This is a genomic window from Halorussus ruber (assembly GCF_004765785.1).
Lineage (GTDB): Archaea > Halobacteriota > Halobacteria > Halobacteriales > Haladaptataceae > Halorussus > Halorussus ruber.
On record NZ_SBIT01000009.1, the window covers coordinates 195,072 to 221,291 of the forward strand.

The window sequence follows — 26,220 nt, forward strand, 5'->3', positions numbered from 1 at the left end:
ATTTCCGCTGTTTCGTTTGTTTCGATTCATTTATAAAATCCCCCACCCCGGAGTTCCTCTGAATCGTTCTCGGACGGTGGGGTGGGACCGAGTCGCCGGACTCCTCGACAGAGGTTGCGAAGTTAATTCCTTCACCGAAGTAGACGAAATAGACTACTCTGACTAGTTTGCGGATACTGTTTCTACGACTAGGACAAGAAACTTCCCCTTTCTAGAGAGCGTTCCGGAGGACTACCCACCCTACCCTTCTCTACGAAAATACAGCGGAACGATGGGGTGGGGGTGTTTCTTAAATAACCGATTCAGATGAATCAGCGGAATCAGCGGAACGGGTGGTTTCGACAGCTTCAAGGCCGGGCCGCTACTCCGCCACGAGTACCATGGGCTCTTTCGACTTCGTCCGCGAGTACTCTCCGTACACTAATCGTGAGGCGTTACTGGACGATTACACGCCGGACACGCTGGTCGGGCGTGACGACGAACTGGAGGAGTACCACGGCGCGCTCCAGCCCGCCATCTACGGCGAACAGCCCGACAATATTTTCCTCTACGGCAAGGCCGGTGTGGGCAAGACCGCCGCGACGCGATTCCTCCTGAACAAACTCGAGGACAACGCCGAGCAGTACGAGGACCTCGACGTTCGCACGGAAATCATCAACTGCGACGGCCTGAACTCGTCGTACCGAGTCGCCAGCAACCTCGTCAACACCATGCGAAATCCCTCGAACCACATCAGCGAGACGGGCTACTCGCGCTCGCAGGTCTACGACCTCATGTGGGAGGAACTCGACGACTACGGCGGCATCATCCTCATCGTGCTGGACGAAATCGACCACCTCAAGGACGACTCCATACTTTATCAACTCTCGCGTGCGCGCGAGAACGAGAATCTCACCGAGGCCCGCATCGGTCTCATCGGCATCTCTAACGACCTCACCTTCCGCGACTCGCTCTCTCCGAAAGTCCGCTCGTCGCTCTGCGAACGCGCTATCTCCTTCTCGACGTACGACGCCAACGAACTCCGCGCGGTCCTCGAACAGCGCAAGGAAGTCGCGTTCAAAGACGACGTGCTGACCGACGACGTGGTGCCGCTGTGCGCCGCGTTCGGCGCGCAGGAGTCCGGCGACGCCCGAAAGGCCCTCGACCTCCTGCTCAAGGCCGGTGACCTCGCCCGCGAGGAGAACGACCAGCAAGTCGCCGAGGAGCACGTCCGGCGCGGCCGCCAACTCCTCGAACGCGAGCAGGTCGCCCGCGGCATCGCGGACCTCAACGACCACGAGCGCCTCGTCGTCTACGCCCTCGCCACGCTCGAAGCCGAGGGCGACACGCCCGCTCGCTCCCGAGAAATCTACACGCGCTACAAGTCGCTGGCCGACGCCGCCGGGAAGGACTCGCTGACGGCGCGCTGGCTCCGTGAACATCTGGACGACCTCGCCATGCTCGGCATCCTCAACGTCACGGAAATCAACGAGGGGTCGGCGGGCGGGAAATACCGGGAGTACGACCTCCAGCAGGACCTCGCGGTGGTGCTGGACGCCCTCGAAGAGACCTTCGAGTCGATGGGGGTCCACGCGAGCGTGAAGGGCTATCTATAGGACCCACTTTTTGCTGCACTCGGTCGGTCTGAGCCGCGGGCTCAGACGCTCCCTCGCTGGCAAAAACGTGGGGAAAACCCTGCGTCACTCCCTCCGTCGCTTTGGGCGAGGCGGCTTGCCGCCTCGCCCTTGCTCCGTCGAGGGATTCCTTGGTCCGGTCGCTCACTTCGTTCGCTCGCGGTACAACTGCTAGCCTGGACCGCACAGCACCGCAACCGTATCGCAATCGCACAGCACCGCAACCGTACCGCAATCGCACAGCACCGCAACCGTATCGCAATCGCACAGCACCGCGACCGCACCGCGTGGCTGATTCGGCCTTCGCTCCCCTGACAGACCGATGTAGGTGTGCTAAAGACAACTAATTATTTCTAAAGAGGTTGTATTTATTACCTATTCGGACTCAGCGATGCTCGACCGCAGAACTCGTCGGGTCGTCCGACCCCGGCTCTCGTCCGACCCTCGCCTATAACCTCCTCGCCGTGCTACTCTGTCTGAACTCCGTCGCCGAAAGACGGACTCGGGGAAACTGGGGGACACACCGTGGCACTCGACTATCAGCGCGTCATCGACTGGCTGGACGACCGCATCGTCACCAGACCGGGCAGAATCGTCGCCGCCTTCCTCGTCGTGACGGCGGTCTTCGCGGTCGGATTCACCAACGTCTCGACCGACTCGGGCACCGAGAGCTTCGCCGAGGACGTGCCCGAACAGGACGCGCTGGAGGCGGTCAACCGCGAGTTCGACCCCGCCTTCGGGCCGGGGACGACCACGACGCAACTCATCCACACCGGGGAAAACGTCCTCTCGAAGCCCGCGCTCGTCCGGATGCTCACGGTCCAGTACCGCCTCGAACGCCGGGAGGGCCTCAGGATAACCGGCGCAGTCGGCCCCGCCAGCATCGTCGCGCGGACCCTCGACCCCGAGGCCACCACCGCCGAGGAGCAACTCCGGGCGGTCGAACGCGCGACACCCAATCGAATCGACGCCGCGGTCCGGGCCGCAGCCCGTGGCAATCCCACCTTCCGGAACCTCCTGAGTAAGGACTTCAACCCGCAGTCGGCCGCGGCCTCCGCCTCGATTACCATCGTCGAACACGCCGTTCCCGGTCTCGCCGCCGACCAGCAAGCAGCGGGCATCAACCCCATGACGGGCATCCAGCGCGAGATGCAGTCAGTCACCGAGTCGGTCGGCGGCGACGTGCGCGTCTTCGGTTCGGGCATCATCGACGCCGAGTTCGGGACCGTCATCGGCGACACCCTCATCATCGTCGTGCCCGCCGCGGCGGTTCTCATCGTCGTCTTCCTCGTGGTCGCCTATCGAGACCTCGCGGACTTGCTTCTCGGAATCGTCGCGCTCGTGATGGCAATCGTCTGGACGTTCGGCTTCATGGGCTTCGCGGGCATCGCGTTCAACCAGATTCTCATCGCGGTTCCGCCCCTTCTCCTCGCGGTCGGCATCGACTTCGGCATCCACGCGGTCAACCGCTACCGCGAGGAGCGCGTCGAGGGATTCGGCGTCGCCGACTCGATGCGGACCGCGACCGACCAGCTCCTCGTGGCCTTCTTCATCGTGACGACCACCTCGGTCATCGGCTTCGCGTCGAACCTCACCAGCCAGCTCATCCCCATCCGCGACTTCGGCGTGGTCGCCAGCGTCGGCATCGTCTTCACCGCGCTCATCTTCGGCGTCTTCCTCCCCTCCGCGAAGGTCTTGCTGGACTACACCCGCGAGAAGTACCCCATCCCCACCTTCAGCCAGACTCCGCTCGGCTCCGAGGACTCGGTCCTCGGCCGTGCGCTGACCGGCGGGGTCGCCATCGCCGGGCGCGTGCCCCTCGCTTTCCTCCTGCTCACCGCCGCCTTCACCGCCGGGGCGACGGGCTACGCGACCGGGGTGGACACCTCCTTCAGCGACGAGCAGTTTCTCCCGCCCGAGGAGACTCCTGACTACCTTCGGACACTTCCGGAACCGTTCAGACCCAACGAATACACCGTCACCCGCGATATCAATTTCCTCGAAGACAACTTCGAGACCGGCGAGGACGAGGAGGTGGTCATCTACGTCGAGGGGCCGATGACCCGCGACGTGGCGCTCGAAGCCATCCATCGGGCGGGCGCGGACCCGCCGGACACCTTTATCACGGAGCGAACGGGGGCCGGGACCGGAGCGGCCCGCCGCGCCAGCGAGCAGAGCATCGTCACCGTCGTCCGGTCGCTCGCCGCGACGAATCCCGAGTTCGCCCGCCTCGTCGCCCGCAACGACCGCGACGGCAACGGTATCCCCGACGACAATCTGGACGAAATCTACGCCGCCGTCTTCGACTCGGAGTACGCGCCCGTTGCCAGCCAGTACCTCGCGGAGGACCGCCGGAGCGCCCGCGTGATTTACTCGGTCGAGGCCGACGCCGACCCGGCGGAAGTGACCGCAGACGCCCGCACCGTCGCGGACCGGTATCGCTACGACGCCACCGCGACGGGCAACATCGTGGTCTTTCAGGCCATCTCGGACCTCATCTTCGAGTCGGCAATCGTCAGCCTCGCGGTCGCACTCGCCGGGACAGCCGTCTTCCTCGTCCTCGTCTACTGGGTTTTCACGGGCCGACCCACGCTCGGCATCGCCAACCTCGTGCCCATCGTGGTCACGGTGGCCGCGCTCGCGGGAACGATGCGGTTGGTCGGCATCTCACTCAACGCCTTCACCGCGACGGTGCTGGCCATCACCATCGGTCTCGGCATCGACTACTCGGTCCACGTGGTCCACCGGTTTACTGATGAACGAGAGCTGTACGACACCCTCCCCGCGCTCAGACGGACCATCACCGGGACCGGCGGCGCGCTGACCGGGAGCATGCTCACCACCGTCTTCGGCATCGGCGTCCTCGTGCTGGCGGTGTTCCCCGCAATCGGGCAGTTCGGTCTCCTGACCGCGCTCAGCGTGGTCTACTCCTACCTCGCGTCGGTCCTCGTCCTGCCCTCGGTGCTGGCAGTCTGGGCGCGCTTGTTCGCCGTCGAGTCCCGAGCGGACGCCTCGGGCACCTCGAACGGCGCGGCCGCTGGCGAGGCGGAGTGACAAAAAAGAGGCGCTCGAAGGTCAGATGGCTGTCTGGCCGTTACGCGCCGACTGCGGGCGGCGCGACCGCCGAGGAGTTACCTTCGGTCGCGTTGACGAGCTCCTGCGGCGAGACCTCCTCGCCGTTGAGGACGAACGTCGCGTTGCTCAGGTCGCCCTCCGCGGACACGTCGCTGATCTGCCCTGCGAACCGCCACGTGTCGCTCTGGTCGTTGACACCGAGTTGCCCCGTGGCGGTCTGTCCCTCGACGGTGTCGCTCGACTCGGTGTCGTCGCCGGGTTCGATGTTCCCGTTGACGCTGACCGAGTAGTTCAGCGGGTTGTCGCCGCGCTGGACTTCGAGCGTGTTCGGAAGCTGTCCCTCGTCGGTCTGGTTAGCGGCGGCGTCCGTCTCGTTGCCTGCGTCGTCGTCGCCGTTCTCCGCCGCGCCAGTTTCATTTCCCTCTGCGGTCGTGGTCGTCGTCTCGTTCCCTCCTGCTTCGGTTTCGTTCGTCGTGGTCGTAGTCGTCGTAGTCTCGTTCTGTGCACCGTCCTGCTGTCCTTCGCCCTCCGGCACGACCTCGAACTGGACGATGTCGGTGTTGTCACCGTCGTCCACTTCGAGCGTGTAGGTGCCGGGTTCGACGTTCTCGGCGGTCAGGTTGACCGACCAGACGCCGGTGCGGCCCCACTCGTCGGTCGCGGCCGAGTCGAACTCGGCGGCGCTCGGGCCGTCGATGACCTCGACCGTGATGGTGTTGTCGTCGGGCCGCCGGTTAGTCACGCCCTGGATGGTCATCGTCTGACCGACCTCGATGGGAGTGACGTCGGTCCGGAAGGCCGTTCCGGTCGGCTGGCCAGCTTGGTTCTGGGGCGCGATGGCCGTGACCGAGGTCGCCGCGTCGGCGTACCGGAAGTTCTGAGTCAGGATGAGGTCGTCGCTACCGGCTTCGTCGGTCGTCTCGTCGGTGATGCGTTCGGTGACCTGCTCTTGGGTCAGGCCAGCACCGAAGCTCGTAATCCACGATTCGAGCGACGCGATGTCCGCGTCGTCGACGCCCGGCAGGACGCCGTCACCGACGACGGCGTCGCGGCCGAGGCCGATGACCATGCCGCGAATCTGGCCCTCGTTGAGCTGTCGGCCATCGCGGGTGACGAGTTCGATGTCGTCCTCCTCGAAGATGTCGTTGTCGTCGACGCTGACCGTCTCGGTGACGGTCCGGCCGCGCGAGTCGATCATCACGACGAGGACTTCGTCGAGGCCGGGCGCGACGCCCGTGACTTCGACGGTGCCGTCCTCGACGGCGATCTGCTCGTTGTACGTGCGGAAGACGTACGTCGGGTTCCGTTCCTGCGTGTCGTTCTGCTGTTGGTTCTGGAACGTCATCGGTGGCGCGTCTCCGAACGCCGCGGCCAGCGAGGAGTTACCGCCAGTGCCGCCGAGCGTCGGCTCGGTGACGATGATGGAACTCTGCTCGCTGGTGGCGCTACTGAACTCGGAGGTGGTGAGCGTCTCCGCGACTTCGCCGTTCTGGGTCACGTCCACGGCCTCGACCACGCCGAGGCGGTAGCGACCGGGGATGCTCAGGATGTCGTTAGCCTGCGAGAGGCGCACGTCGCGCTCCTCCCACTCGCCGTCGGCGTCGACGCTGATGAAGTCGCTCTGGCTGAGCTCGCCGTCCTCGTTGATGTCCACGAGTTCCCAGTCGCCCTGGTCGCGGACGTACACCGCGACGTCGTCGACGCCGGGTGCGGCGGTCCCGCGGACGTCGACTTCCTGACCGGCGATGTAGGTGCCTGCGGGACTGTCGATGTTGAGGACGCCTTCGCGGACGTCGAGCGAGAAGTCGTCCTCGGTGTCACCGAGGTCTGCCGCGACCTCCGAGACGTTCTGGTCGGCGTCGTAGAGGTTCACGTCGACGCTCGTGTCGTCGAGGTACGTGGTGTCGAGCTGACCGACGCCGAGGCCGGTATCGTCGTCGATTTCGACCTGCGCCCACGCGAAGTCGTCTCTGCCGTCGTCGTTGGTGTCGAAGCTACCGCGGTCGATGACGTCCTCCACGTCGCGGAAGACGCGCTCGTCGACCTGGTTGTTCCGGAAGTCGGTGTCCTCGATGGTGACGATGTGCGTCGCACCGGCAGTCGAGCCCCGGACGGTGTACTTGACGTTCTGGCCCCGCGTCGCCTCGTCGTTGTCGAGGTCGAGGACCGGGTTGTCGTCACCGGTCACCGAGATGACCGTCGAGCGAGTCGCCGCCCCGGAGTCGAGTTCGTCCCAGCCTTCGACCGTGATGGTGTAGTCACCGGCGTCCTGGTCGCTCAGGTCGATGGCCCAGTAGGCGGCTTCGAGGTCCTCAGTGGGTTGGCCCTCGGTCTCGTTGAGTTGGCCGAGCCCCTGCAGGTACTCGATGCCGGTCTCGGTGCCGCGCTGACCGGGGTTCTCGACCAGCTCGGGGTTCCCAGCGTACGGTCCCTGAAGCCGCTGGCGCTGTTGCTCCGAGAGGTCATCGACCTGCGTGAGCACGTCGCCGGTGATTTCGTTACCGTCCTCGTCGGTGACTTCGAGCGACAGGTCTTCTGCGCGCTGGAAGTTCCACTCGGCGCTGATGAGGAGGGTCTCGTCCTCCTGGACGGTCGAGCCCTCGACGTCGACGCCGCGCGTGTTGAAGACTTCGAGGTCGGTCACGCGCGGTGTCTGGACGGTCACGCCGATGTTGGCGGCTCGGCCGTCGATGGCGTACTGACCTAGCTCTTGGTCCTCGGGGATGGGCGATTCGAGCGGAATGCCCTCCGCGTTACCCGAGACGCCGATGAGGTTGGCCGGATTTACCTGCTCGCCGTTCTCCGTGACGAAGTCGACGTTGTCCTCACCTTGGAAGACGACCGGTTTCTGTTCGGAGACGACGACGTCGTTCGGTCCGCCGACCCCCGGATTGAACGTCGGCTGATTGCCCCCGCGCTGTACGTCCGCACCCAACACGGCCCCCGACATCGCAACCATCGAGAGCACCATCAGTGCTGTGAATACGAGTGCGCTTACTTTCTTTCTAGACTCTAATGTTCGTATCATGTTTCGTTATGTCTCGCTGATACGGGAATTCCCAGACCCCTATCAGTGTTCGACTGGCGGTACCCCCCATCCTCTCGTCGTCAACCGTCAAATCGTCATCTCCGCACCTGACTGCTACGAGTTTCACCTCAGGAGATTCGGACGCCGGATTGACGGATAAAGAGCGCAGACCGTTTTCGGGCCGGTTGCTTAGGTATTCCCTAATACGGCGAGTCCACGAACGCCTGAAGGTGCGGCAACGAGGGTTACTCACATAGTCGAAGAATATCCTCCCGTGAGACTGAGGATAGGCCGAGAGTAGTATCGGGATTCGTTCATGCCGAGATTCGAGCGCGTTCAACCGGTCGACTCCCGTCCTGCGACGAAACGTGCGTAGAACGCGGTGTTACCCCGCCTTTCACCCGCGATGAAGCCAGCAGAACTATCACCTCGGAAACTATACTCCGGGCGACTAATTAGGATAATCCAACTGAAATATACGTTCGACCGAATGTCCGGATTCGGCTTCAGTTCGTAAGGTCCCCCTCGTCGCTTATATGGCGTTATCCACCGATTGTGGCGCGGTCCCTCGCCGGGGAGGCCGTCAGTCGAGGGCTAACGATGGTAAGTAGCTATGAACCCGCTCTTCGGCGTCGTTACCGCGACAGATTTAAAGCAACTTCGCCGTCTCAGGGAAGCAGGCCCGCGATGACCTCTCGCTTCCACCACGCGAGCGCCAGCGCGACAATCGCCGCGCCTCCGACGACCAGTCCCGTGACGGGCACGTCAGCAGGGAGCGAAAACCCGCGTCGCTGGCGCTCGGTCACCTCTATCGGCACCCGGTAGGTGTCCGACAGCACCGTGTCGCCGCGCTCGTTCTCGTAGGTGAAATCGACCGAGACGGGGTAGGTCTTGGCGATTGCGCCACCGGCGGCCCCGACCTCGAACCGGAGGGTCGCCGACTCGTCGGGGTCGAGGCGCGAGACGAACGCCTCGTCGTTGTCGCTCGACAGGGGGTCGCTGGCGAACAGTTTGGCCTCCACATCTCGGAGCGTCTCGTTGGCGGTGTTGGTCACGCGGAAGGCGACGACTTCCGAGCCGCCCGAGGAGACCGTCGCGTTGACCGGTTCGACCCGGAACTCGTCGATTTCCTCGGCGACGCTCACACGGGCGTCCAGCGTACTGCTGATTCGCAGGTCGTTGTTCCGGTTGCGGTAGCGAACCCGGACGGAAATCTGTCTGGGTCCGGCCTCGGCCTCGCCGTTCACGTCCACGGTGAACTCGAAGGGAGCCGACTCGCCGGGTCCGAGCTGGCCGACCGCGAACTCGGTCTCCCGCGGGTCGAGGTTCGGGTTGTTCGTCCGCAGGACGACGACCGCGTTCGAGACCGTGCGATTTCCGGCGTTGACGATTTCGCCCGCTACGTCTCCGGTGTCACCGACTCGGAGGTCTCCTCGGACGCCCTCGACGGAGAACTCCTGCTCCTCGCCGACTCGGACGCGGGCGTCGAGCGGAGAACTGACGCGCGGGTCGCCGTCGCGGTTGCGGTAGCGAACCCGGAGGGAGACCTGCCGAGGACCGGGGTCGGAGGAGTTGGGCACGTCCACGGTGAACTCGAAGGGGACCTCCTCGCCGGGGGCGACGGTCCCGAGCGCGAACTCCGGGCTTCTGGGCTGGAGGTTGGTGGCGTCGGTGCCGAAGACCGCGACCGCGTTCGAGACCGGCGTCTCGCCCGTGTTGGTAATCGTGCCCGAGACCGTGCCGCTGTCGCCGACTTGGAGGTCGCTGACCACGCTCCCGACCGCGAAGGTTCGCTCGCCGCCGACGCGGACGCTGGCGTCGAGGGAGTCGCTGAACCGGACTTCGTCGTCGGCGTTCCGGTAGCGAACCCGGAAGGAGACCTGTCGGACGCCGGGGTCGGTGTCGTTGGGGACCGAGACCTCGAAGTCGAACCGGGCGGACGCGCCGGGCGCGAGGTCGCCGATTGCGAACTCGGTGGTCTTGGGTTCGAGGCGGGTGCCCTCGGTCTGGAGGACCACCACCGCGTCCGAGACGTTTCGGCTCCCCGTGTTGACGACCGTACCGGAGATGTTGCCCCGTTCGCCGACCGTGAGTCCGGCGGCGGTCGCTCGCAGGCCGAAGGTCTGCTCGCGGGCGACCGCGACCCGGGCGTCGATGGGGTCGCTGGTCCGGGTGTCGCCAGAGGGGTTGCGGTACCTGACCCGGAAACTGACGCTCCTCGGGCCGGGTTCGGTGTCGTTGGCGGTCCCGACCTTGAAGCTGAAGTTAGTCGATTCGCCCGGCGCGAGGTCGCCGACCGCGAACTCGGTCGCTCGCGGCCTGAAGTTCGAGTCGTTGCCCCCGAGGAGGACGACCGCGTTCGAGACGTTGGTCTCGCCCGTGTTGACGACTCTGCCGGTGACGAGGCCGGTGTCGCCGACCCGGAGCGAGCTATCGACCTGTCTGAGCGCGAAGCTCTGCTCGGTGCCGACCGCGATTCCGAACGTGAGTCGCTCGGAGCGCGCCGAGACGCCGTTCGGGTTCTCGTAGGTCACGACGGCGTCGCCGAGGTAGGTGCCGGGCGCGGTGTCGGCGCTCGCGCCGACCGTAATCTCGAACGCGCGGGTCTGGCCGGGTTCGATGCGGTCGAAGAAGACGCTGGTCCGCTGTTGGCGGTCGTTCACGCCGCCGAAGAACACCGACGAGTTGGCCGCCGAGAGCCGGACCTGCGCGTTCGCGGCGGGTTGGGTGCCGGTGTTGGTCACGTTGAGCCGGTAGGTGGTGGTGTCGCCCGCCGTCACGCGCGTGAGGTTTTGAGTCTGTATCTCGAACCGCGGACGGTCCTCCACGACGACGGTGACGTAGGCCGTGGTCGAGCGCGACGAATCGCCGTACTCCGGCGCGGTGTTCGGCCCGTAGCGCACGAAGTTGGTGTAGTCGTAGGTGACCTCGACCGGAATCTCGTAGGTGCCCGGCGCGATGGCGTCGGAGATTTCGAGGTTGAACCCGAACGGCCCGGACGCGCCCTCGGGGACGGTCCCGGCGAAGACCGTCCCGGTCTTGACTTCGACGTTCCGGGCGAGGTCCTCGTCCATCCGCGACTCGTCGATTTCGAGTCTGAGGTTCCGCGCGGTCGTGACGCGCTGTTCGAACTGGGAGGGGCCGCCGCGGTCCAAGTCGCCGCTGTTAGAGACGAACACGTCGAGGACCGCCTGTTCGCCAGCGCCGAACTGGTTGTCGGTCGCCGAGAGTTCGATGTTGGGGCGACCGACGACCGTCCCCTCGTCTTGGGCGAGCGCGAACGCAGGGACCCCGCCTCCCGCGACGACGACGAGCGCCGCGACGAACGCGACTGTGGCTCTCATGCCAGTCTACTGCGTTCCCGAGGACAATAACGCCCCACTCGGTCGTCGGTCGTTGAAACCCGGAAACGAAGGCTTGACTGCTATCCAGCAGTCGTTTCACCGCCGCCGGGTCCCTGCCGACGCGAGAAGAGGAACAGCGCGAACAGCAGCGGCGAGACGAACGCGAGGAGGACGGCGCTCGCCAGCAACAGCACTCGGAGCGACGGGCCGCCGCCACCCTCCTCGACCTGTCCGGTCACGTTCAGGTCGCCGACCATCGTGGTCGGGTGAATCGTGCAGATGTACTGGGACATCTGCGAGGTCGCGGTGAACGTCACCGACGCGGTGCCGCCCTGACTGTTGATGAGACTGCTCTGGACGACGGCGCTCCCGTTCCCGTCCTGAATCGTCATGTTGTGCGGTTCGCCGTCGATGTTCTCGAACCAGAACTCGTACTCCTGTCCGGCCTGCAACTCGATGGTCGGGTTCTCCGCGTCCGCGATGTCGCTCGGCTCGCGGCCGTTCCACGCGGCGACTTCGCCGCCGAACCGGTACGTGGTCGTCTGGGCCGCGGCGTCGTCGCTCGCCACGACGCCCGCCGCCCCGGCGGCCGCCGTCGCTCCGGCCGCTTTCCGGACGAACCCCCGGCGCGTCACGCCCTCCTCGGCGTCTCTCTCGGATGTTTTCGTTCGCGTGTCGGCCTCGTCGGCGGCCGCCTCGCGCTCGCTAACCCTCTCGCCGTCGCTGGCCGTCGGATTCTCGCTCTCAGCAGTCGAAGATTCCCCCGTCATACTCCTCTATCGGTTCCTCGTTCGGGAGTGATAAGAGTCCACGGGCCGGTTGCGAGCGATTCCGTCGAGACGATTTATCCGCAGACAACTGTAGAGATATATTTAAAATACGTTCTATCGTCTCTAAGAATTGAAAACGTTTCTCTGAGCGAACGCCCGGCGAATCACCAACGACTAACCACGTCGCCGTCGTCCCACCGCTATGGACGCCAGCACCGGTTTCGTCACCCAACTCGGGATGGACTACGAGACGGCCTTCGACGTGGCCGCGGAACTGGAGTTCGACTACGTCGAGTTGCTCATGGACGGCGACCACGAGCGGCGCGCGCTCGACCCCGAGGTCGTCGGCGAGGAGGCCGACGCGCGGGACCTCGACCTGATGGTCCACCTGCCGTTCGCGCTCGACGCGGGGTCGGCCTACGAACACGTCCGCGAGGGAGCGATTCGAGAGGTCGTCGCGGCCGCCGAGACCGCCGCCGCGGCGGGTGCGACGAAGGGCGTGGCCCACGCCGACTCGAAGGCGTGGCGGCCCGCGTGGGACGACGACCACCTGCGCGAACGGGTCTTCGAGTCGGTCCGCGAAATCGACGCCCGGACGCCAGAGGAGTTCGAGGTCTGCTTCGAGAACATCCCCAGCGGGGCCTGCTCGACGCGGGACTTCCCCGACCTGTTCGAGGAGACCGACGCAGCCATGACCCTCGACACGGGCCACGCCCGGGTGGACGGCCTCGACTCGGCCGAGATGGCGGAGTTCGTCGCCGACCACGGGGACCGGATTTCGCACTTCCACCTCAACGACACGCGGAAACCGCAGGACGAACATCTGCCCTTCGGCTCGGGCACCATCGACTTCGAGGCGATTCTGCGGTCGCTTCCCGAGGGGTGGTCGGGGACGCTCTCGCTGGAGGTCTTTACCTTGGAGTACGGGTATATTGGGGTCAGTAAAGAGTATCTGGATAACGTTTTGGAGGAAATCGAGGGGTGAAGGAGCGGAGGACGAAAGGCGGATGCTCAGAGTAGCGCCATTCCCACGCGCTTCGCTCGGTGGCCCCATCCTCATCCCTGGTGGACTGAAAGGGCGAGCGGGGTTCGCGGGCCGACAGGCCCGTGGTCGTCTCAGCGGGCCACTATTTCGCGCCGGGCGGTGTCTCGCCGAACGAAGTGAGGCGAGGCTCGGAAGACGCGGTTTGTCTTCCGGCGCGGAGAGGCGCGAAATATCTCGGTGAGCGACCGCGAACCGCGCGAGGGCTTTCGAGGTCTTAGTCGCTGTTTCTGTCGCGTCTCTAAACAGTACTGGAAGAAACAGGAAGCTAGCTTCAGGCTCGAACACAGGAGTCTACCGCCCCGCACCGCAACCGCGGGCCACGCCCTCCCCAACCGATTGCGCTTCTCGCTTCGCTGTGATGCTCATCCCTCGCGCGGAGATGGCGGACCACGAGGGTCCGCCAGCGCGCGCCGGTTCAGAGATTCCACCGAGCGCGAACCTGTGGCTGATTTTTCTCTCGATTCCGCCGAACCCTTTTCCCCGATTCCGCCGAATGTGAGCCACGTGACCGACCCTGACCCCAATCCAGACTCCGAGTTCGACCCCGACATCCTCGTGGCCGGAGAGGCGCTCGTGGACTTCCTCCCCGACAGCGCCGGACCCCTCGCCGAGGTCGAGACCTTCTCCCGGCGCGCTGGCGGCGCACCGGCGAACGTGGCCGTCGCGCTGGCTCACCTCGACGCCGCCCCGTGGTTCTGGACGCGCGTCGGCGAGGACCCCTTCGGCGACCACCTCGCGGAAACCTTGCGGGAGTTCGGCGTCCCCGACAGGTTCGTGGAGCGCGACCCCGCGGCCAAGACCGCGCTGGCGTTCGTCAGCCACGACGAGGAGGCCGACCGCTCGTTTACCTTCTACCGCGACGGTACCGCCGACACCCGCGTCGAACCCGGCGGGGTCCCCGACGGACTCCTCGACTCTGTCGAGTGGGTCTCCGTCGGCGGGGTGATGCTCGCCGCGGAACCCGGTCGGTCGGCCACGCTGGACCTCGCCGAGCGCGCCGCCGAGCGCGACTGCACGGTGGTCTTCGACCCCAACGCTCGGCCCGAACTCTGGGAGAACGCCGACCGCGACTTCTCGGACCTCGCCGCCGAGATGTTCGCGCTCGCCGACGTGGTGAAGGCCACGCCCGAGGACCTCGACGCCGCCGGATTCGACGCCGACTCGCCCGAGGACCTCGCCCGGCGCGTCACCGAGGCCGGACCCCACACCATTCTGCTGACGCTCGGCGGAACCGGCGCGTTCGCGTTCTCGACCGAGGAGGCCCCGTGGGACGCTGGCGCGGCCTCACACTCGGGGTACGACGTTGACCCGGAGGACACCACGGGTGCTGGCGACGCCTTCACCGCCGGGGCGCTCGCGGCGCTCGCCGGAGCGGTCGGCGATGCGGGCAGAACCGAGGAGGGCGAGGTCTCGCTCTCGGAGGTCCTCGGGTTCGCCAACGCCGTCGCCGCGGTCACGACCACCGCGGCGGGCGCGATGGCGGCCCTGCCCACCTTGGAGGAAGTCCGGGCCTTCCGCGAGTGAAATCAACCCCGCGGAGCCACAAGCGAAAAGGACCCGAAAACCGTAATTCGCTGAAACGATGCGTTCTCTATCGGGAGCCGTCGGGCAGTCACGAGAATCGAAACCGAACTCCGAGGGGGCTGAATGGTAGGCAACCACTCCGCGGACGACCGCCAGACTCCGACCGAGGAGTTGGTGGTCGTCTCGAATCGAGAGCCGTACAGCCACGCCTACGCCGACAGCGATGGCGGGGGAGATTCCGACGACCGCGAAATCGAGGTCCAGCGCCCGGTCGGCGGCCTGACCGCGGGCCTCGACCCGGTGATGCAACGCGCCGAGGGGACGTGGGTCGCGTGGGGCGACGGGGAGGCCGACCGCGAGGTCTCCGACGCGGAGGGCCGGGTTCGGGTCCCCCCGGAAGACTCCTCCTACACCCTCCAGCGCGTCTGGTTAGACGACGAGGAGGTCGAAGAGTACTACTACGGCTACAGCAACCAAGTGCTGTGGCCCCTCTGCCACGGCGACGTGGGCAACATCACCTACGAACCGCGGTTCTGGCAGCGCTACGAGTCGGTCAACGAGCGCTTCGCCGACGCGGCGGCAGAGTGCGCGAGGGAGTCCGATTCGGGGTCGCTGGTCTGGTTTCAGGACTACCACTTCGGCCTCGCCCCGGCGATGGTGCGCTCGCAGGTCGGCGACGAGACCACCATCGCGCAGTTCTGGCACATCCCGTGGCCCTCGTGGGAGAGTTTCGAGGTCTGCCCGCAGGCCCACCAACTGCTGGAGGGACTACTGGCCAACGACTTGCTGGGGTTCCACGTGGACCCCCACTGCGCGAATTTCTTGGAGTGTGTGGACGCCTGTATCGAGGGCGCGACCATCGACTGGGACGCGGGTCGGGTCCACCACGCGGGTCACGAGACGGCAGTCGAGTCCTTCCCGATGGGGGTCGATGCCGAGCGCATCGAGCGACTCGCGGGGAGCGAGGAGGCCGACGACTTCTGGGCCGACTTTCGGGACTCGCAGGGCATCGCCGAGGACGCGACGGTCGCAATCGGGGTGGACCGCCTCGACTACACCAAGGGCATCCCCGAGCGCATCCGGGCGGTCGAGCATCTGCTGGAGACCCGCCCCGAGTACCGCGGCGAGTTCGTCTACGTCCAGAAGGCAAGCGAGAGCAGAAGCCGGATTCCGGCCTACCAGCAACTCCAGCGCGAGGTCGAGGAGACGGTCGAGCGCGTCAACGAGCGGTTCGGAACCGACGACTGGACCCCGGTCGTCGGCGTCACCGAGATGCTCCCGCCCGAGTCGCTCTACGGTCTCTACCGGCACGCCGACCTCGGACTGGTGAGTCCGGTCCGCGACGGGATGAACCTCGTCGCCAAGGAGTACGTCGCGGCGCAGGTGGACAACGACGGCGCGCTCCTGCTCTCGAAGTTCGCGGGCACGGCCCAAGACCTCGGGAACTACGCCTACGCCATCAACCCCTACGCGACCGAGGAGTTCGCCGAGACGATTCACGAGGCCGTGACTGACTCGCCGACCGACCGCAAGCGCCGGATGCGCCAACTCCGCCAACTCGTCGCGGCCTACGACCTCGACGCCTGGATGGACGACATCTTCGGGACGGTCGAGGACCTGCGCGGAGAAGGAGAAACCGACAGCGGAAGCGGCGAGCGCGACGGCACCGGCGGAATCGAGGGACAGAGCGCAGAGGCCGACGGCGGGAACGTCTGAGCGGCCCCGGCCGAACTTGCGGACTCCGACCGAACCTCACGGCCGACTGTCAACTCTCCGAGTAGCTAAATTTCTGCGCGTCGATACTCGGAGGTGAGGGAAATGACAGGAGAACGAAAGAACCGGCGACAGAGACGCGGACGGGACTCAGAACGTGGGGCGGCGCGGTCGTCGCGGGACTGGTGGCTGGGGAGGGAAATGGGGAGTGAGCGGTGCAACCCTCCTCGACCGGCCCGGAGGTATTTGTGGGACGACAACCCAAGCCACGGTCATGCACGAGCGTGCCGCGGAGTTCGCCGACCGCGCGAGCAGGGAGTACGGCTTCGATGTCGAAGTGAAGGAGTTCCCCGAGGGGACCAAGACCGCCGAGGACGCCGCCGAGGCCATCGGGTGCGGCGTGGCCCAAATCGCCAGTAGCATCGCCATGCGCGCCGACGACAGACTCGTCGTGGTGGTGACCAGCGGCGCGAACCGCGTGAGCGAAGCGAAGTTGGCCGACTTGCTGGGACTCGACGAGGACGACGTATCGATGGCCAACGCCGGGGAAATCAAGGCCGCGCTCGGGTGGTCCATCGGCGGCGTCCCGCCGTTCTGCCACGACGCCGCGGTCCCGGTGTATCTGGACGAGACGCTCACCGAGTTCGAGACGGTCTGGGCCGCCGCGGGGACGCCCGAGGCGGTCTTTCCTATCGACCCCGAGACGCTTCGGGAGTTGTCGGGTGCTGAGGTTGCGGACGTGGCAGAGTGAGTGCGAGTCGGTTTCGATTTCGGCCCTCGTCCCGTCTCGTCACCTAACGCTTCTCGACTCCGTCACGGGCCAATCCGAGCGTCTGCGCCGTGGGGAGGCTCCAATCGTAACTGACCGCCGCTAGCCGCGTCCCCACCGTGACGGCCGCACACACCGCCGCGGCGGTGCCCTCGCTCCCGCCGAGCGTCGCCGCGACCAAGTAGGCGCTTCCGCCGAGTACTGCGCAACTCGCGTAGAAGTCGTCGAACAGGATGAACGGCGAGCGGTCGAGGAGGATGTCCGCGAAGGCACCGCCGCCGACCGCGTTGATGGTGGCGACGGCGACAACGCCGAAGGCCGAGACGCCAGCGTCGGTCGCCACGATGGCCCCGGCCGTGGCGAACGCGGCGAGTCCGACCGCGTCGGAGACGAGCGTGACCGGGTGGTCGTCCGGCGAGTCGAGAACGACGCTCAGGCCGACCGCCAGAACCACCCCGAGCATTCCGAGGCTGATTTCGCCCAGTGACCTGAGCGCCAGCGGGACGCGATTCACCATCAGGTCGCGGGTCGCTCCGCCCGCGAACGCCGTCACCAGTCCGACGACCGCGACGCCGAACACGTCGAACTCCTCGCGTATCGCCTTGGTCGCGCCGACGAGAGCGAACGCGACCAACCCGACCGTGTTCATCGCGGTGAACGGGTCCACCAGTAGGGTGTCGAGGAGGTCCGGATTCACTACTCTCTGCCACGAACGGGAGCGTCTTGAGGGCTACGCATCCGTCACCGGAAACAACGAAGCGGTCCGACGAGTCGAATCCTTGATTTTCCACCCCTCCTAACCCCCGACCATGAGCCTCGTCCAGACCGCTCTCTCGACCGTCACCGACGCCGCGCTCGGAATCTGGCTCGGAACCATCCTCTTCTTCTCGTTCGTCGGTGCGCCCACGACGTTCGACGTGTTGGGCGACGACGCGGGGCAAGTCGTCAACGCCATCTTCCCGAAGTACTACCTCCTCGGCGTCGGACTCGGCGCGGCCGCGCTCCTCGCCGTGCTGGTCGCGGGCCTCGTGACCTTCTTCGACGCCGCGCGAGTCGGCCTGCTGGCGCTGGTCGCGGCCGGAATCGGGATGAACGCCTACGCGCGGTGGGTCCTGATTCCGAAGATGGACCGCGCTGGCGACGACGCCTTCGCGCAGTACCACAAGCAGTCGGTCGCGCTCAACGGCGTGACGATGCTCGCCGTCGGCGCGGCCCTGGTCCTCTCGCACGTCTGAGGAGCCTACGAATTTGCTAAAGAAATGAAAACAATGGCTAAAGGAACCTATACGTTGCTTATCGAACTCGCCGACCCCGCCACCGTCGAGTTCGGCGCGGCGGGCGAGCGCGACCTCTCTTCGGGGTGGTACGCCTACACCGGGAGCGCGTTCGGGACCGGCGGGTTCTCGCGGGTCGAGCGCCACCGCGAACTCGCCGCCGGGGAGCGCGACGCTCGCCACTGGCACGTGGATTATCTCCTCGGGCACCCAGCGAGTCGAGTGGTCGAGGTGGTGAAATCGGCGGACGAGGACGTGGAGTGCGAAGTCGGTCGGGAGATAGCGGAGGTTGCGGAGTCAGTTGGCGGCCTCGGCGCGTCGGACTGCGACTGCGATTCGCATCTGAAGTTCTCGGATGAGCGTGAGGCGCTGGAGCGTCTGGTGAGGAGCGCGCACGCGAGAGTGAGCGAGTGAGTTTCACCGTTCGGTCGGCCACTCGTCTCCCCGTGACCACTACGAACAACAGTATCGACGCGATGCCGTCCTCTAAAGCTCCTACTCGGCGCTTTGCATCGCTACCGACTCGACAACTACAGGGACTGTGAACACTTCCTGAAGCCCCCGGTCGCTCGCGGTCGCTCAGCGACATATCGGCGCTCTCCGCACTCCCCGCGCCGATAGCGGTCGCTGAGGCGACTGAAGTGAACGCGAGCGACCGGCCCCTTCATCCACCCCACGGCGGTTGGTCGGCCGAGCGTTCGCTGGCGGTTGGTCGGCCGAGCGTTCGCTGGCGGTTGGTCAGTCGGGCGTTCGCCGGTGGTTTATGTCACCGAGCGCACCCTGCAAACCCGCCTCGACCGTCGCGCTCCGGGGTAGAACTAACTGCTTCGCGTCCTCAGACCCGGGTATGGTACTCGAACGGAACGTCGGCGGCCTCGACCGAATCGCTCGCGCGGTCCTCGGCCTCGCGCTGGTCGCGGTGGCGCTCGGCGCGTTCTTCACCGGGAATCGAGGACTCGCCGTACCGGCCGCGCTCGCCGGTGGGGCGCTCCTGTTCAACGCCGCCACGCAGTTCTGCGGGGTGAACGCGCTGTTGGGCATCGACACCTGCTCGCAAAAACAGTAGAGAACGCAGAGAGAAGCACGCAAAATCGAGCGCGAAAGTCGAGTACGGCGTCAGTACACCGCGTCGCGGATGTCGTCCGCGAGGTCCTCGAACGTGTCGAGGTGGGTGCGGCGCTCGGTCCGGAGCTTCGCCAGCTTCTCGTCCAGATTTGCGACGTTGTCGGCGACTGCGAACTCCGAGATTTCGAGGCCGGGGACCTCGCTCGGCGTCGTCAGGCCGGTGGCCTCGTCGTCGCTCCACTCGACCGTCCCGCGGGCGATTTCGCGCAGGATGGTCACCGACTCCTCGACGCCGATGTCCTTCTGGCCCTCGCCGAGGTGGCCGGTGTTCAGCACGTAGCAGTCCACGTCGAGGTCGGCCACGAGGTCGCGGAACCGGTTGCCCTCCTCGCCCTTCGAACCCATGATGAAGGGGTTGGTGCCGACCACGCGGATGGACTCGCCCGCCTTCGAGGGGTCGCCCGCGCTGGTCTGGATGGACTCGCCGAGCATGAACGCCACGGCGGCCTCCTCGGGCGTGAGTTTGGCGACCGGCGGCATCACGGGGTTGCGCGTGATGAAGAACACCTGGTCCACGCCCCCTAAGTCGATGTCCTCGCCCGCCGAGGAGAGTTCGTCGCGCTCGATGACGGCGCGGCCGTTGGAGGTGTAGCGGTCGCTGTCGAAGTCCACCGCACCGTCGTCGGCCACGTCCACGTTCTCCAGCACGGCCGACTCGTCGGTCACGGCGCGATAGAGCGCCGGTTGTTCCTCCTCTTCGAGGCCGATGGTCTTGACGTAGAGACCGTGGCCCTCGCTCCCGGCGACCGTCCCGTCGGGGAGCAGGGCGCACACGTCGTCCTGAAGCATGGTGGCCGACTCGCCCGACTCCTCGTCGAGCCAGAGGCCGTGGGCGGTCAGCGTGGACTTGCCCGTCGCGGAGAGGCCGAGGAAGGCCTGTCCGACCGTCTTCAGGTCGTCCTCACCGGAGTCGTCCGTGAGACAGACGCGCTTGCTTCCGGCGTGAAGCCCGAGTCCGCCCTTCTTCTTGGCGTAGTACATGAACAGCCGGAGGAAGGACTTCTTGGCCTCGCCCGTGTAGTCGCTCCCGAGGACTGCGGTCAGCCCCTCGTCGGGGAGGATTCGGATGGCGATTTCGTCGGCGTCGGGCACCTGCACGGTGACGAAGTCGGGGTCCGGAGTCGAGTCGCCGTCGTCCTCGACCGGTTCGAAGAGCTTCGACCACGCCAGCGCGATGCGCCCGAACTCCTTCGGGACGTAGAGGCGACAGACGTAGGAGTGGTCCGCGTGGCGGCCCATCTGGCGGTCCACGCACACCATCTCGCGCTCGCTGGCCTCGGCGAAAGCGCCTTCGATGCGGTCGTAGTCGGCCGCGCCGAAGTCGTCGTCCACCGCGTTCTTGGTCTTGTCGGCGTTGCGCGAACGCTCCTCGCTGACGTAGGACGGAGAGCCGAACTCCGTCGTCGTTTCGAGATGCTCGGAGAACTCGCGGAGTCGGTCCATCGACGGATTGTATATCACGTCGTCCGCTTCGGCCGGGTCAGGGAGTGCTGTCTCCAGCGATTGAACTGTCTTCCCGGATTCTGACATCAAGTGAAGACAGAGCGTGCGGACGTATAATTATGCACCATTTACCCGAGTGTTGCGCCCTCTTCCGGCGATTTTTAATTTCAAACCCGAGTAAATAATTTGCGTTCACTCGCGGATGGCGGCGATTGTGTCCGAGTAGGTTCGGGTTATCTGCCAGCTAAAGCAACCGCGCTCCATCTCGGATTATTCGTCAGGCGCTGATTCGCCGGATTCCAGACTCCGACGACCGGTTCCCGTTCGAGGAGAACCGGACACCACTTTTAAGCAGAAATCGGGCGAACCTCCGAGCGTGGACGAGAACACGGGAGGTTTGTCGGGACTATTCGCCCCCGAGCGAGTCGCCGTAATCGGTGCGACCGAGAGCGAAGGGTCGATAGGTCGGGCCATCACGCGGAACTTGCAGGCGGACTTCGCGGGCGAAGTCGTCCCGGTGAACCCCAACTACGACGACGTGCTGGGTCTGGAGTGTTACCCCGACATCGCCGCGGTGCCGGGCGAAGTGAACCTCGCAGTAGTCGTCGTGCCGCCCAAAATCGCGGTCGAGGCGGTCCGCCAGTGCGGCGAGTCCGGGGTCCGGAACGTGGTGGTCATCACCGCCGGGTTCGGCGAGACCGGGAGCGAGGGCGCGAGCCGCGAGGCCGAACTCACCGCGGTCGCCGAAGAGTACGACCTGAATCTCGTCGGGCCGAACAGTCTCGGCGTGATGAGTACCCCGAACGGGATGAACGCCACCTTCGGCCCCGAGAACGCGCTCGCGGGGTCCATCTCCTTCATGAGCCAGTCGGGCGCGTTCATCACCGCGGTGCTGGACTGGGCCAACGACGAGGGCATCGGCTTCAAGGACGTGGTCTCGCTGGGCAACAAGGCCGTGCTGGACGAGACCGACTTCGTGGAGGCGTGGGGCGAGGACCCCGACACCGACGTGATTCTGGGCTATCTGGAGGGCGTCGAGAACGGCGGCGAGTTCATCGACTCGGCCCGCCGGGCGACCGACGACACCCCCATCGTGATGGTCAAGTCCGGGCGAACCGAGGCTGGCGCGCAGGCAGTCTCTTCCCACACCGGCACCCTCGCCGGGAGCGAACAGGCCTACGAGGCCGGACTGGAGCAGGCCGGAGTCCTCCGGGTCGAGAACGTCCAAGAGCTGTTCGACTTCGCTCAGATTCTCTCGGGGCAACCCCTGCCCGACTCCGACGACGTGGCCATCGTGACCAACGCGGGCGGTCCGGGCGTGATGACCACCGACGCGGTGGGCGACTCGAACCTCTCGCTGGCCTCCTTCTCGGAGGAGACACTCTCCGAACTCTCGGAGGCCATGCCCGAGGAGGCCAACATCTACAACCCCATCGACGCCATCGGGGACGCCGACATCGAGCGATTCGAGCGGGCGCTCGACATCGCGCTGGCCGACGAGAACGTCGGATGCGCGGTGGTCCTCTCGGCCCCGACCGCGGTCATCGACTTCGACGACCTCGCCGAGGTCATCACCGACCTGCAGGCCGAACACGGCAAGCCGGTCGCCGCGGTGCTGATGGGCGGCGAGCGCACCGAGTCGGCCAAAGACCAACTGCGCGAGGGCGGCATCCCGAACTACTTCGACCCCGCGCGAGCGGTCCGGAGCCTCGACGCCCTCTCTCGCTACCGGGAAATCAGCGAGCGCGAGTACGAGGCCCCCCAAGAGTTCGACGTGGACCGGGAGCGCGCCCGAGAGATTCTGGAGCGCGTCGAGGAGCGCGGCGACAACCGCCTCGGCGTGGAAGCGATGGGCCTGCTCGACGCTTACGGGATTCCGACGCCCGAGGGGACCATCGCCGAGGACCCCGAGGAGGCCGTCGCCGCCGCCCAAGACATCGAGGGCGAGGTCGTCATGAAAATCGTCTCGCCGGACATCCTCCACAAGTCCGATATCGGCGGCGTGAAGGTCGGCGTCCCGCCGGAGGACGTCTACGACGCCTACGAGGACCTCGTGACTCGCGCCCGGAACTACCAGCCAGACGCGACGATTCTGGGCGTCCAAGTCCAAGAGATGGTGGACCTCGATTCGGGCACCGAGACCATCATCGGGATGAACCGCGACCCGCAGTTCGGTCCACTCCTGCTGTTCGGCCTCGGCGGCATCTTCGTGGAGATTCTGGAGGACACCGAGACGCGGGTCGCCCCGGTCAGCGAACGCGAGGCCACCGAGATGGTCGAGGGAATCAGGTCGGCACCCCTCTTGCGAGGAGCCAGAGGACGGGACCCCGCCGACCGCGAGGCCATCGTCGAGAGCCTTCAGCGCCTCTCGCAACTCGTGACCGACTTCCCCGCGATACTGGAACTCGACGTGAACCCCCTCGTGGCCGGGCCGGACGGCGTACAGGCTGTGGACGTGCGACTGACCGTGGACGCTGATACACTATGAAAACCATACTCGTTACCGCGACCGAGGAGAGTACAGGCAAGACCGCGGTCGCGCTCGCGCTGGCCAAACTGGCCGCCGAGCGCGGCCTGTCGGTCGGCTACATGAAACCCAAGGGTACCCGACTCCAGTCCAACGTCGGCAAGACGCTGGACGCCGACCCGATGCTGGCCCGCGACCTGCTGGAGTTGGACGCCGAGATGCACAACCTCGAACCCATCGTCTACTCGCCGACGTTCATCGAGCAGGCGATTCGAGGCCGCGAGAATCCCGACGAAATCCGCGACCAAGTGCGGGAGAGCTTCGAAGAACTCGCCGAAGGAAAGGACTTGATGGTCGTGGAAGGCGGTGGAAAGCTGACCACGGGCGGCATCGTGGACCTCACCGACCCCGCGGTCGCCGACTTGCTCGACGCCGAGGTCCTGCTCATCTCGAAGTACGAGAAGGGCGGCGACGTGGACGACCTGCTGGCGGCCGCCGACGACGTGGGCGACCGCCTGCTCGGCGTGCTGTTCAACGCCGTGCCCGACGCGAGTTTCGACGACCTCGAAACCGAAGTCGTCCCCTTCCTCGAAGGCCGAGGAGTCCCCGTACTGGGAGTCGTCCCGCGCGAGCAGTCGCTGGCTGGCGTGACCGTCGATGACCTCTCGGCGGAACTCTCGGCCGAGCAGTTGAACGACGCGCCGGGCGACGCCTTCGTGGAGCGGTTCCTCGTCGGCGCGATGTCGGGCGATTCCGCGCTCAGGCACCTCCGCCGGACGAAAGACGCCGCGCTCATCACCGGGGGCGACCGGCCTGACCTCCAGCGCGTCGCGTTGGAAGCCCCGGGCGTGAAGTGCCTCATCCTGACCGGCGGGTTCCGCCCGCCGGGGGCCATCGTCGGCAAGGCCGAGGAGAAGGGCGTGCCCGTCCTGCTGGTCCAGTCGGACACGCTCACGACCATCGAGCGCGCCGAGGACGTGGTCCGGAGCGGTCGCACCCGCGACGCCGAGACGGTCGAGACGATGCGGGACCTCCTCCACGACCACGCCGACGTGGAAGCTATCGTCGGCGCGGACGAGTCGGAAGCCGAGTCGGGCGACGACTCCTCGGACGCGGACGATTCGGACGACGAATCGTCCGAGTAACCGCCTCTCGACGCTCCTCGCCGCCCCTTCTCATTTCTCACCGCCCTCGCCATTCCTCGCTATTTCTCACCGCCCGTTCCCGCGAGGGATATTCCCATCGAACATAATTAAACAAAAAATATAAATAACGAGTGTGGTAGTTGTTGTACAGAGGCAGTCGGTGACGTGAGTAGAAACGTACTGGAAGCCCCCGAACTCGACGAAACTGAACTCGACGAACCGGACGAGACCGGCGAGGTCGCGCTCCCGAACTACGGCCCGTGGGTATCGCTCTACGGTTTTCTCCACCGCTACGCGCGACCCCACACCGGAGTCTTCGCCGGGACCGCGACGGTCGGTCTCCTCGTTCTCGTCCGACAGTTCTACGCCTTCGTGTTCGGCCCCGCGGAGTGGTCGGGGCTTCCGCCGTGGTCGGTTCTGGTCGGCGTTCTCCTGTTCGGATTCGGCGTGAACTACTACGCCGTGCGCGACGACACGGCCTGCTCGGAGTGCGGGACCGCGTTCTCGCGGGAGCGAGTCGAGAAGCGCCCGGTCCGGAACGACTCGGCCTCGGACGCCGATTCGGGCGTCTACATCCGCGAGACGCTCGAATGCCAGTCCTGCGACCATCGAACGACCGAGATATATCGCCAACCCGAGAAGAATCCGCCTCGGTTCTGAAGTTACTCTCCGACCGTCAGTCGCCGACCGCTATCATTCCTTTCACGGTCTCCTCGTCCATCGCGCGCCGGAAGGCGTCGTCCACCTCGTCCAAATCCGCCGCGAAGTCCACGATTCCTTCCACGTCCACCGCGCCGTCGGCGAGAAGGTCCACGGCGGCGGGGTAGGTGTTCCGGTAACGGAAGGACCCGCGAACGTCGAGTTCGCTGTCCACGATGTCGAGGACGTTGAGGGGGACCTCGGCCTCCGGCGCGAGGCCGACGAAGACGACGGTGCCTCCTCGGCGGACCGCGTCGAGGCTCCCCGCGATGGCGGACTTCGCGCCCGAGGCCTCGATTACTACGTCCACGCCCGAACTGTTCGTTTTGGCGGCGACCGCCTCTCCGAGGTCGGTCTCGCGGGGGTCGATGGTCAGGTCCGCGCCGCGCGCTGCTGCTCGCTGGCGCTTGGCCTTGACCACGTCAGAGACGAAGACCTCGCTGGCTCCCGCGGCGCGGGCGGCGGCCATCGCCAGCAGGCCGATTGGTCCCGCGCCGGTCACTAGCACCGAGTCGCCGACGCCGACTTCGCCCCGGCGCGCGGCGTGGATACCGACGCTGAGGGGTTCGCAGAGCGCCCCCTCGCGGGTCGAGACCGACTCGGGCAGGCGGTAGGCGAAGTCGGCGGGCCACGCGACGTACTCGGCGAACGCGCCGTCGTCCGGCGGGGTCGCCATGAAGGTCACGTCCGGGCAGAGGTTGTACTCGCCGCGCTTGCAGAAGTCGCACCGGCGGCAGGGGACGCCGGGTTCCAGCGCGACTCTGTCGCCGACTTCGAGGCCGTCCACCGCGTCGCCGACCGCCGCGACTTCGCCCGCGCTCTCGTGGCCCAGAACGAGGGGCTCCTCGACCACGTAGTCGCCGATTCGGCCGTGTTCGTAGTAGTGGAGGTCAGAGCCGCAGATGCCGACTTCGCCGACCGCGACGAGGACCTCGTCGGGCGCTGGGTCGGGTTCGGGGCGCTCCTCGACTTCGAGTCGGCCGGGTTCCGTGAGGACTGCGGTGCGCATGGCAACGGGTTCGGCGTCGAGGCGTAAAGCGATTCGTGCGTGAGCGGTGGAGGGATTTTGGTCAACTCCGATGTGAGCTATCTCGGATTTCCTTTGCGGTTGGCGCGTGCTGGCGCGGTCTCCTGTGACCGCGCCGAACCGCGCGAGGGCCGAGGACCGCAGCGGGCGAGGACCGCA

18 protein-coding genes are annotated in these 26,220 nt (G+C 66.1%); 12 read left to right on the plus strand and 6 right to left on the minus strand.

Annotated elements, in window-relative coordinates; genetic code table 11:
* Nucleotides 1-380: 380 nt before the first annotated feature.
* Nucleotides 381-1,595 carry a Cdc6/Cdc18 family protein gene (locus tag EPL01_RS15595; RefSeq protein WP_135826202.1) on the plus strand — a complete coding sequence of 405 codons (1,215 nt, stop codon included), beginning with the start codon at nucleotides 381-383 and terminating at the stop codon, nucleotides 1,593-1,595.
* Between the two features lie 543 nt (nucleotides 1,596-2,138).
* Nucleotides 2,139-4,667 (plus strand): efflux RND transporter permease subunit, encoded by a 2,529-nt coding sequence (locus EPL01_RS15600; protein ID WP_135826203.1) that lies wholly within the window; start codon nucleotides 2,139-2,141, stop codon nucleotides 4,665-4,667.
* Between the two features lie 40 nt (nucleotides 4,668-4,707).
* Here the strand turns inward: EPL01_RS15600 and EPL01_RS15605 are convergent, their stop codons facing one another.
* The 3 genes from EPL01_RS15605 to EPL01_RS15615 form a co-directional block, all read right to left on the minus strand.
* A complete protein-coding gene (locus EPL01_RS15605; RefSeq protein WP_135826204.1) occupies nucleotides 4,708-7,659 on the minus strand; it encodes a hypothetical protein in 2,952 nt (983 codons plus the stop codon).
* 725 nt (nucleotides 7,660-8,384) lie between these two features.
* Nucleotides 8,385-11,060 carry a COG1361 S-layer family protein gene (locus EPL01_RS15610; protein WP_135826205.1) on the minus strand — a complete coding sequence of 892 codons (2,676 nt, stop codon included), beginning with the start codon at nucleotides 11,058-11,060 and terminating at the stop codon, nucleotides 8,385-8,387.
* Between the two features lie 80 nt (nucleotides 11,061-11,140).
* Nucleotides 11,141-11,830, minus strand: a complete 690-nt coding sequence (locus EPL01_RS15615; RefSeq protein WP_135826206.1) for a cupredoxin domain-containing protein — start codon at nucleotides 11,828-11,830, stop codon at nucleotides 11,141-11,143.
* Nucleotides 11,831-12,032: 202 nt separating this feature from the next.
* Here EPL01_RS15615 and EPL01_RS15620 point away from each other — a divergent pair, with 202 nt between their 5' ends.
* The 4 genes from EPL01_RS15620 to EPL01_RS15635 all read left to right on the plus strand — a co-directional run bounded on the left by EPL01_RS15620 (nucleotide 12,033) and on the right by EPL01_RS15635 (nucleotide 16,863).
* Nucleotides 12,033-12,815, plus strand: coding sequence for a sugar phosphate isomerase/epimerase family protein (locus EPL01_RS15620; protein ID WP_135826207.1), 783 nt, complete (start codon nucleotides 12,033-12,035; stop codon nucleotides 12,813-12,815).
* A 564-nt stretch (nucleotides 12,816-13,379) separates the two neighbouring features.
* The gene (locus EPL01_RS15625; protein WP_135826208.1) at nucleotides 13,380-14,399 is read left to right on the plus strand and encodes a carbohydrate kinase family protein; all 1,020 of its coding nucleotides are present in this window, start codon (nucleotides 13,380-13,382) and stop codon (nucleotides 14,397-14,399) included.
* Between the two features lie 123 nt (nucleotides 14,400-14,522).
* Nucleotides 14,523-16,115 (plus strand): alpha,alpha-trehalose-phosphate synthase (UDP-forming), encoded by a 1,593-nt coding sequence (locus EPL01_RS15630; RefSeq protein WP_135826209.1) that lies wholly within the window; start codon nucleotides 14,523-14,525, stop codon nucleotides 16,113-16,115.
* Between the two features lie 271 nt (nucleotides 16,116-16,386).
* Entirely contained in the window at nucleotides 16,387-16,863 is a 477-nt protein-coding gene (locus EPL01_RS15635; RefSeq protein WP_135826324.1) for a YbaK/EbsC family protein, read from the plus strand.
* Nucleotides 16,864-16,906: 43 nt separating this feature from the next.
* Here the strand turns inward: EPL01_RS15635 and EPL01_RS15640 are convergent, their stop codons facing one another.
* The gene (locus EPL01_RS15640; protein ID WP_210424173.1) at nucleotides 16,907-17,530 is read right to left on the minus strand and encodes a trimeric intracellular cation channel family protein; all 624 of its coding nucleotides are present in this window, start codon (nucleotides 17,528-17,530) and stop codon (nucleotides 16,907-16,909) included.
* A gap of 160 nt (nucleotides 17,531-17,690) precedes the next feature.
* On the opposite strand from EPL01_RS15640, the gene EPL01_RS15645 reads away from it, so the two are divergent.
* The 3 genes from EPL01_RS15645 (at nucleotide 17,691) to EPL01_RS15655 (ending at nucleotide 19,221) form a co-directional block, all read left to right on the plus strand.
* Nucleotides 17,691-18,116 (plus strand): DUF4149 domain-containing protein, encoded by a 426-nt coding sequence (locus EPL01_RS15645; RefSeq protein ID WP_135826211.1) that lies wholly within the window; start codon nucleotides 17,691-17,693, stop codon nucleotides 18,114-18,116.
* A 33-nt stretch (nucleotides 18,117-18,149) separates the two neighbouring features.
* On the plus strand, nucleotides 18,150-18,569 hold the full coding sequence (locus tag EPL01_RS15650) for a GIY-YIG nuclease family protein (protein ID WP_135826212.1): 420 nt from the start codon (nucleotides 18,150-18,152) through the stop codon (nucleotides 18,567-18,569).
* 433 nt (nucleotides 18,570-19,002) lie between these two features.
* Complete coding sequence (locus EPL01_RS15655; RefSeq protein WP_135826213.1) at nucleotides 19,003-19,221, plus strand: YgaP family membrane protein; 219 nt, start codon at nucleotides 19,003-19,005, stop codon at nucleotides 19,219-19,221.
* Nucleotides 19,222-19,271: 50 nt separating this feature from the next.
* Here EPL01_RS15655 and EPL01_RS15660 read toward each other — a convergent pair whose 3' ends face one another.
* On the minus strand, nucleotides 19,272-20,810 hold the full coding sequence (locus EPL01_RS15660; protein WP_135826214.1) for a phosphoenolpyruvate carboxykinase (ATP): 1,539 nt from the start codon (nucleotides 20,808-20,810) through the stop codon (nucleotides 19,272-19,274).
* A 289-nt stretch (nucleotides 20,811-21,099) separates the two neighbouring features.
* On the opposite strand from EPL01_RS15660, the gene acs reads away from it, so the two are divergent.
* The 3 genes from acs to EPL01_RS15675 all read left to right on the plus strand — a co-directional run bounded on the left by acs (nucleotide 21,100) and on the right by EPL01_RS15675 (nucleotide 24,995).
* Nucleotides 21,100-23,211, plus strand: coding sequence for an acetate--CoA ligase alpha subunit (gene acs / locus EPL01_RS15665; RefSeq protein WP_135826215.1), 2,112 nt, complete (start codon nucleotides 21,100-21,102; stop codon nucleotides 23,209-23,211).
* Entirely contained in the window at nucleotides 23,208-24,335 is a 1,128-nt protein-coding gene (locus EPL01_RS15670; RefSeq protein ID WP_135826216.1) for a phosphotransacetylase family protein, read from the plus strand. The genes acs and EPL01_RS15670 overlap by 4 nt, the downstream gene beginning before the upstream one ends.
* 165 nt (nucleotides 24,336-24,500) lie before the next feature.
* Nucleotides 24,501-24,995, plus strand: a complete 495-nt coding sequence (locus tag EPL01_RS15675; protein WP_135826217.1) for a hypothetical protein — start codon at nucleotides 24,501-24,503, stop codon at nucleotides 24,993-24,995.
* 16 nt (nucleotides 24,996-25,011) lie between these two features.
* On the opposite strand, the gene EPL01_RS15680 is transcribed toward EPL01_RS15675, so the two are convergent.
* Nucleotides 25,012-26,043 (minus strand): NAD(P)-dependent alcohol dehydrogenase, encoded by a 1,032-nt coding sequence (locus EPL01_RS15680; RefSeq protein WP_135826218.1) that lies wholly within the window; start codon nucleotides 26,041-26,043, stop codon nucleotides 25,012-25,014.
* Nucleotides 26,044-26,220 lie beyond the last annotated feature (177 nt).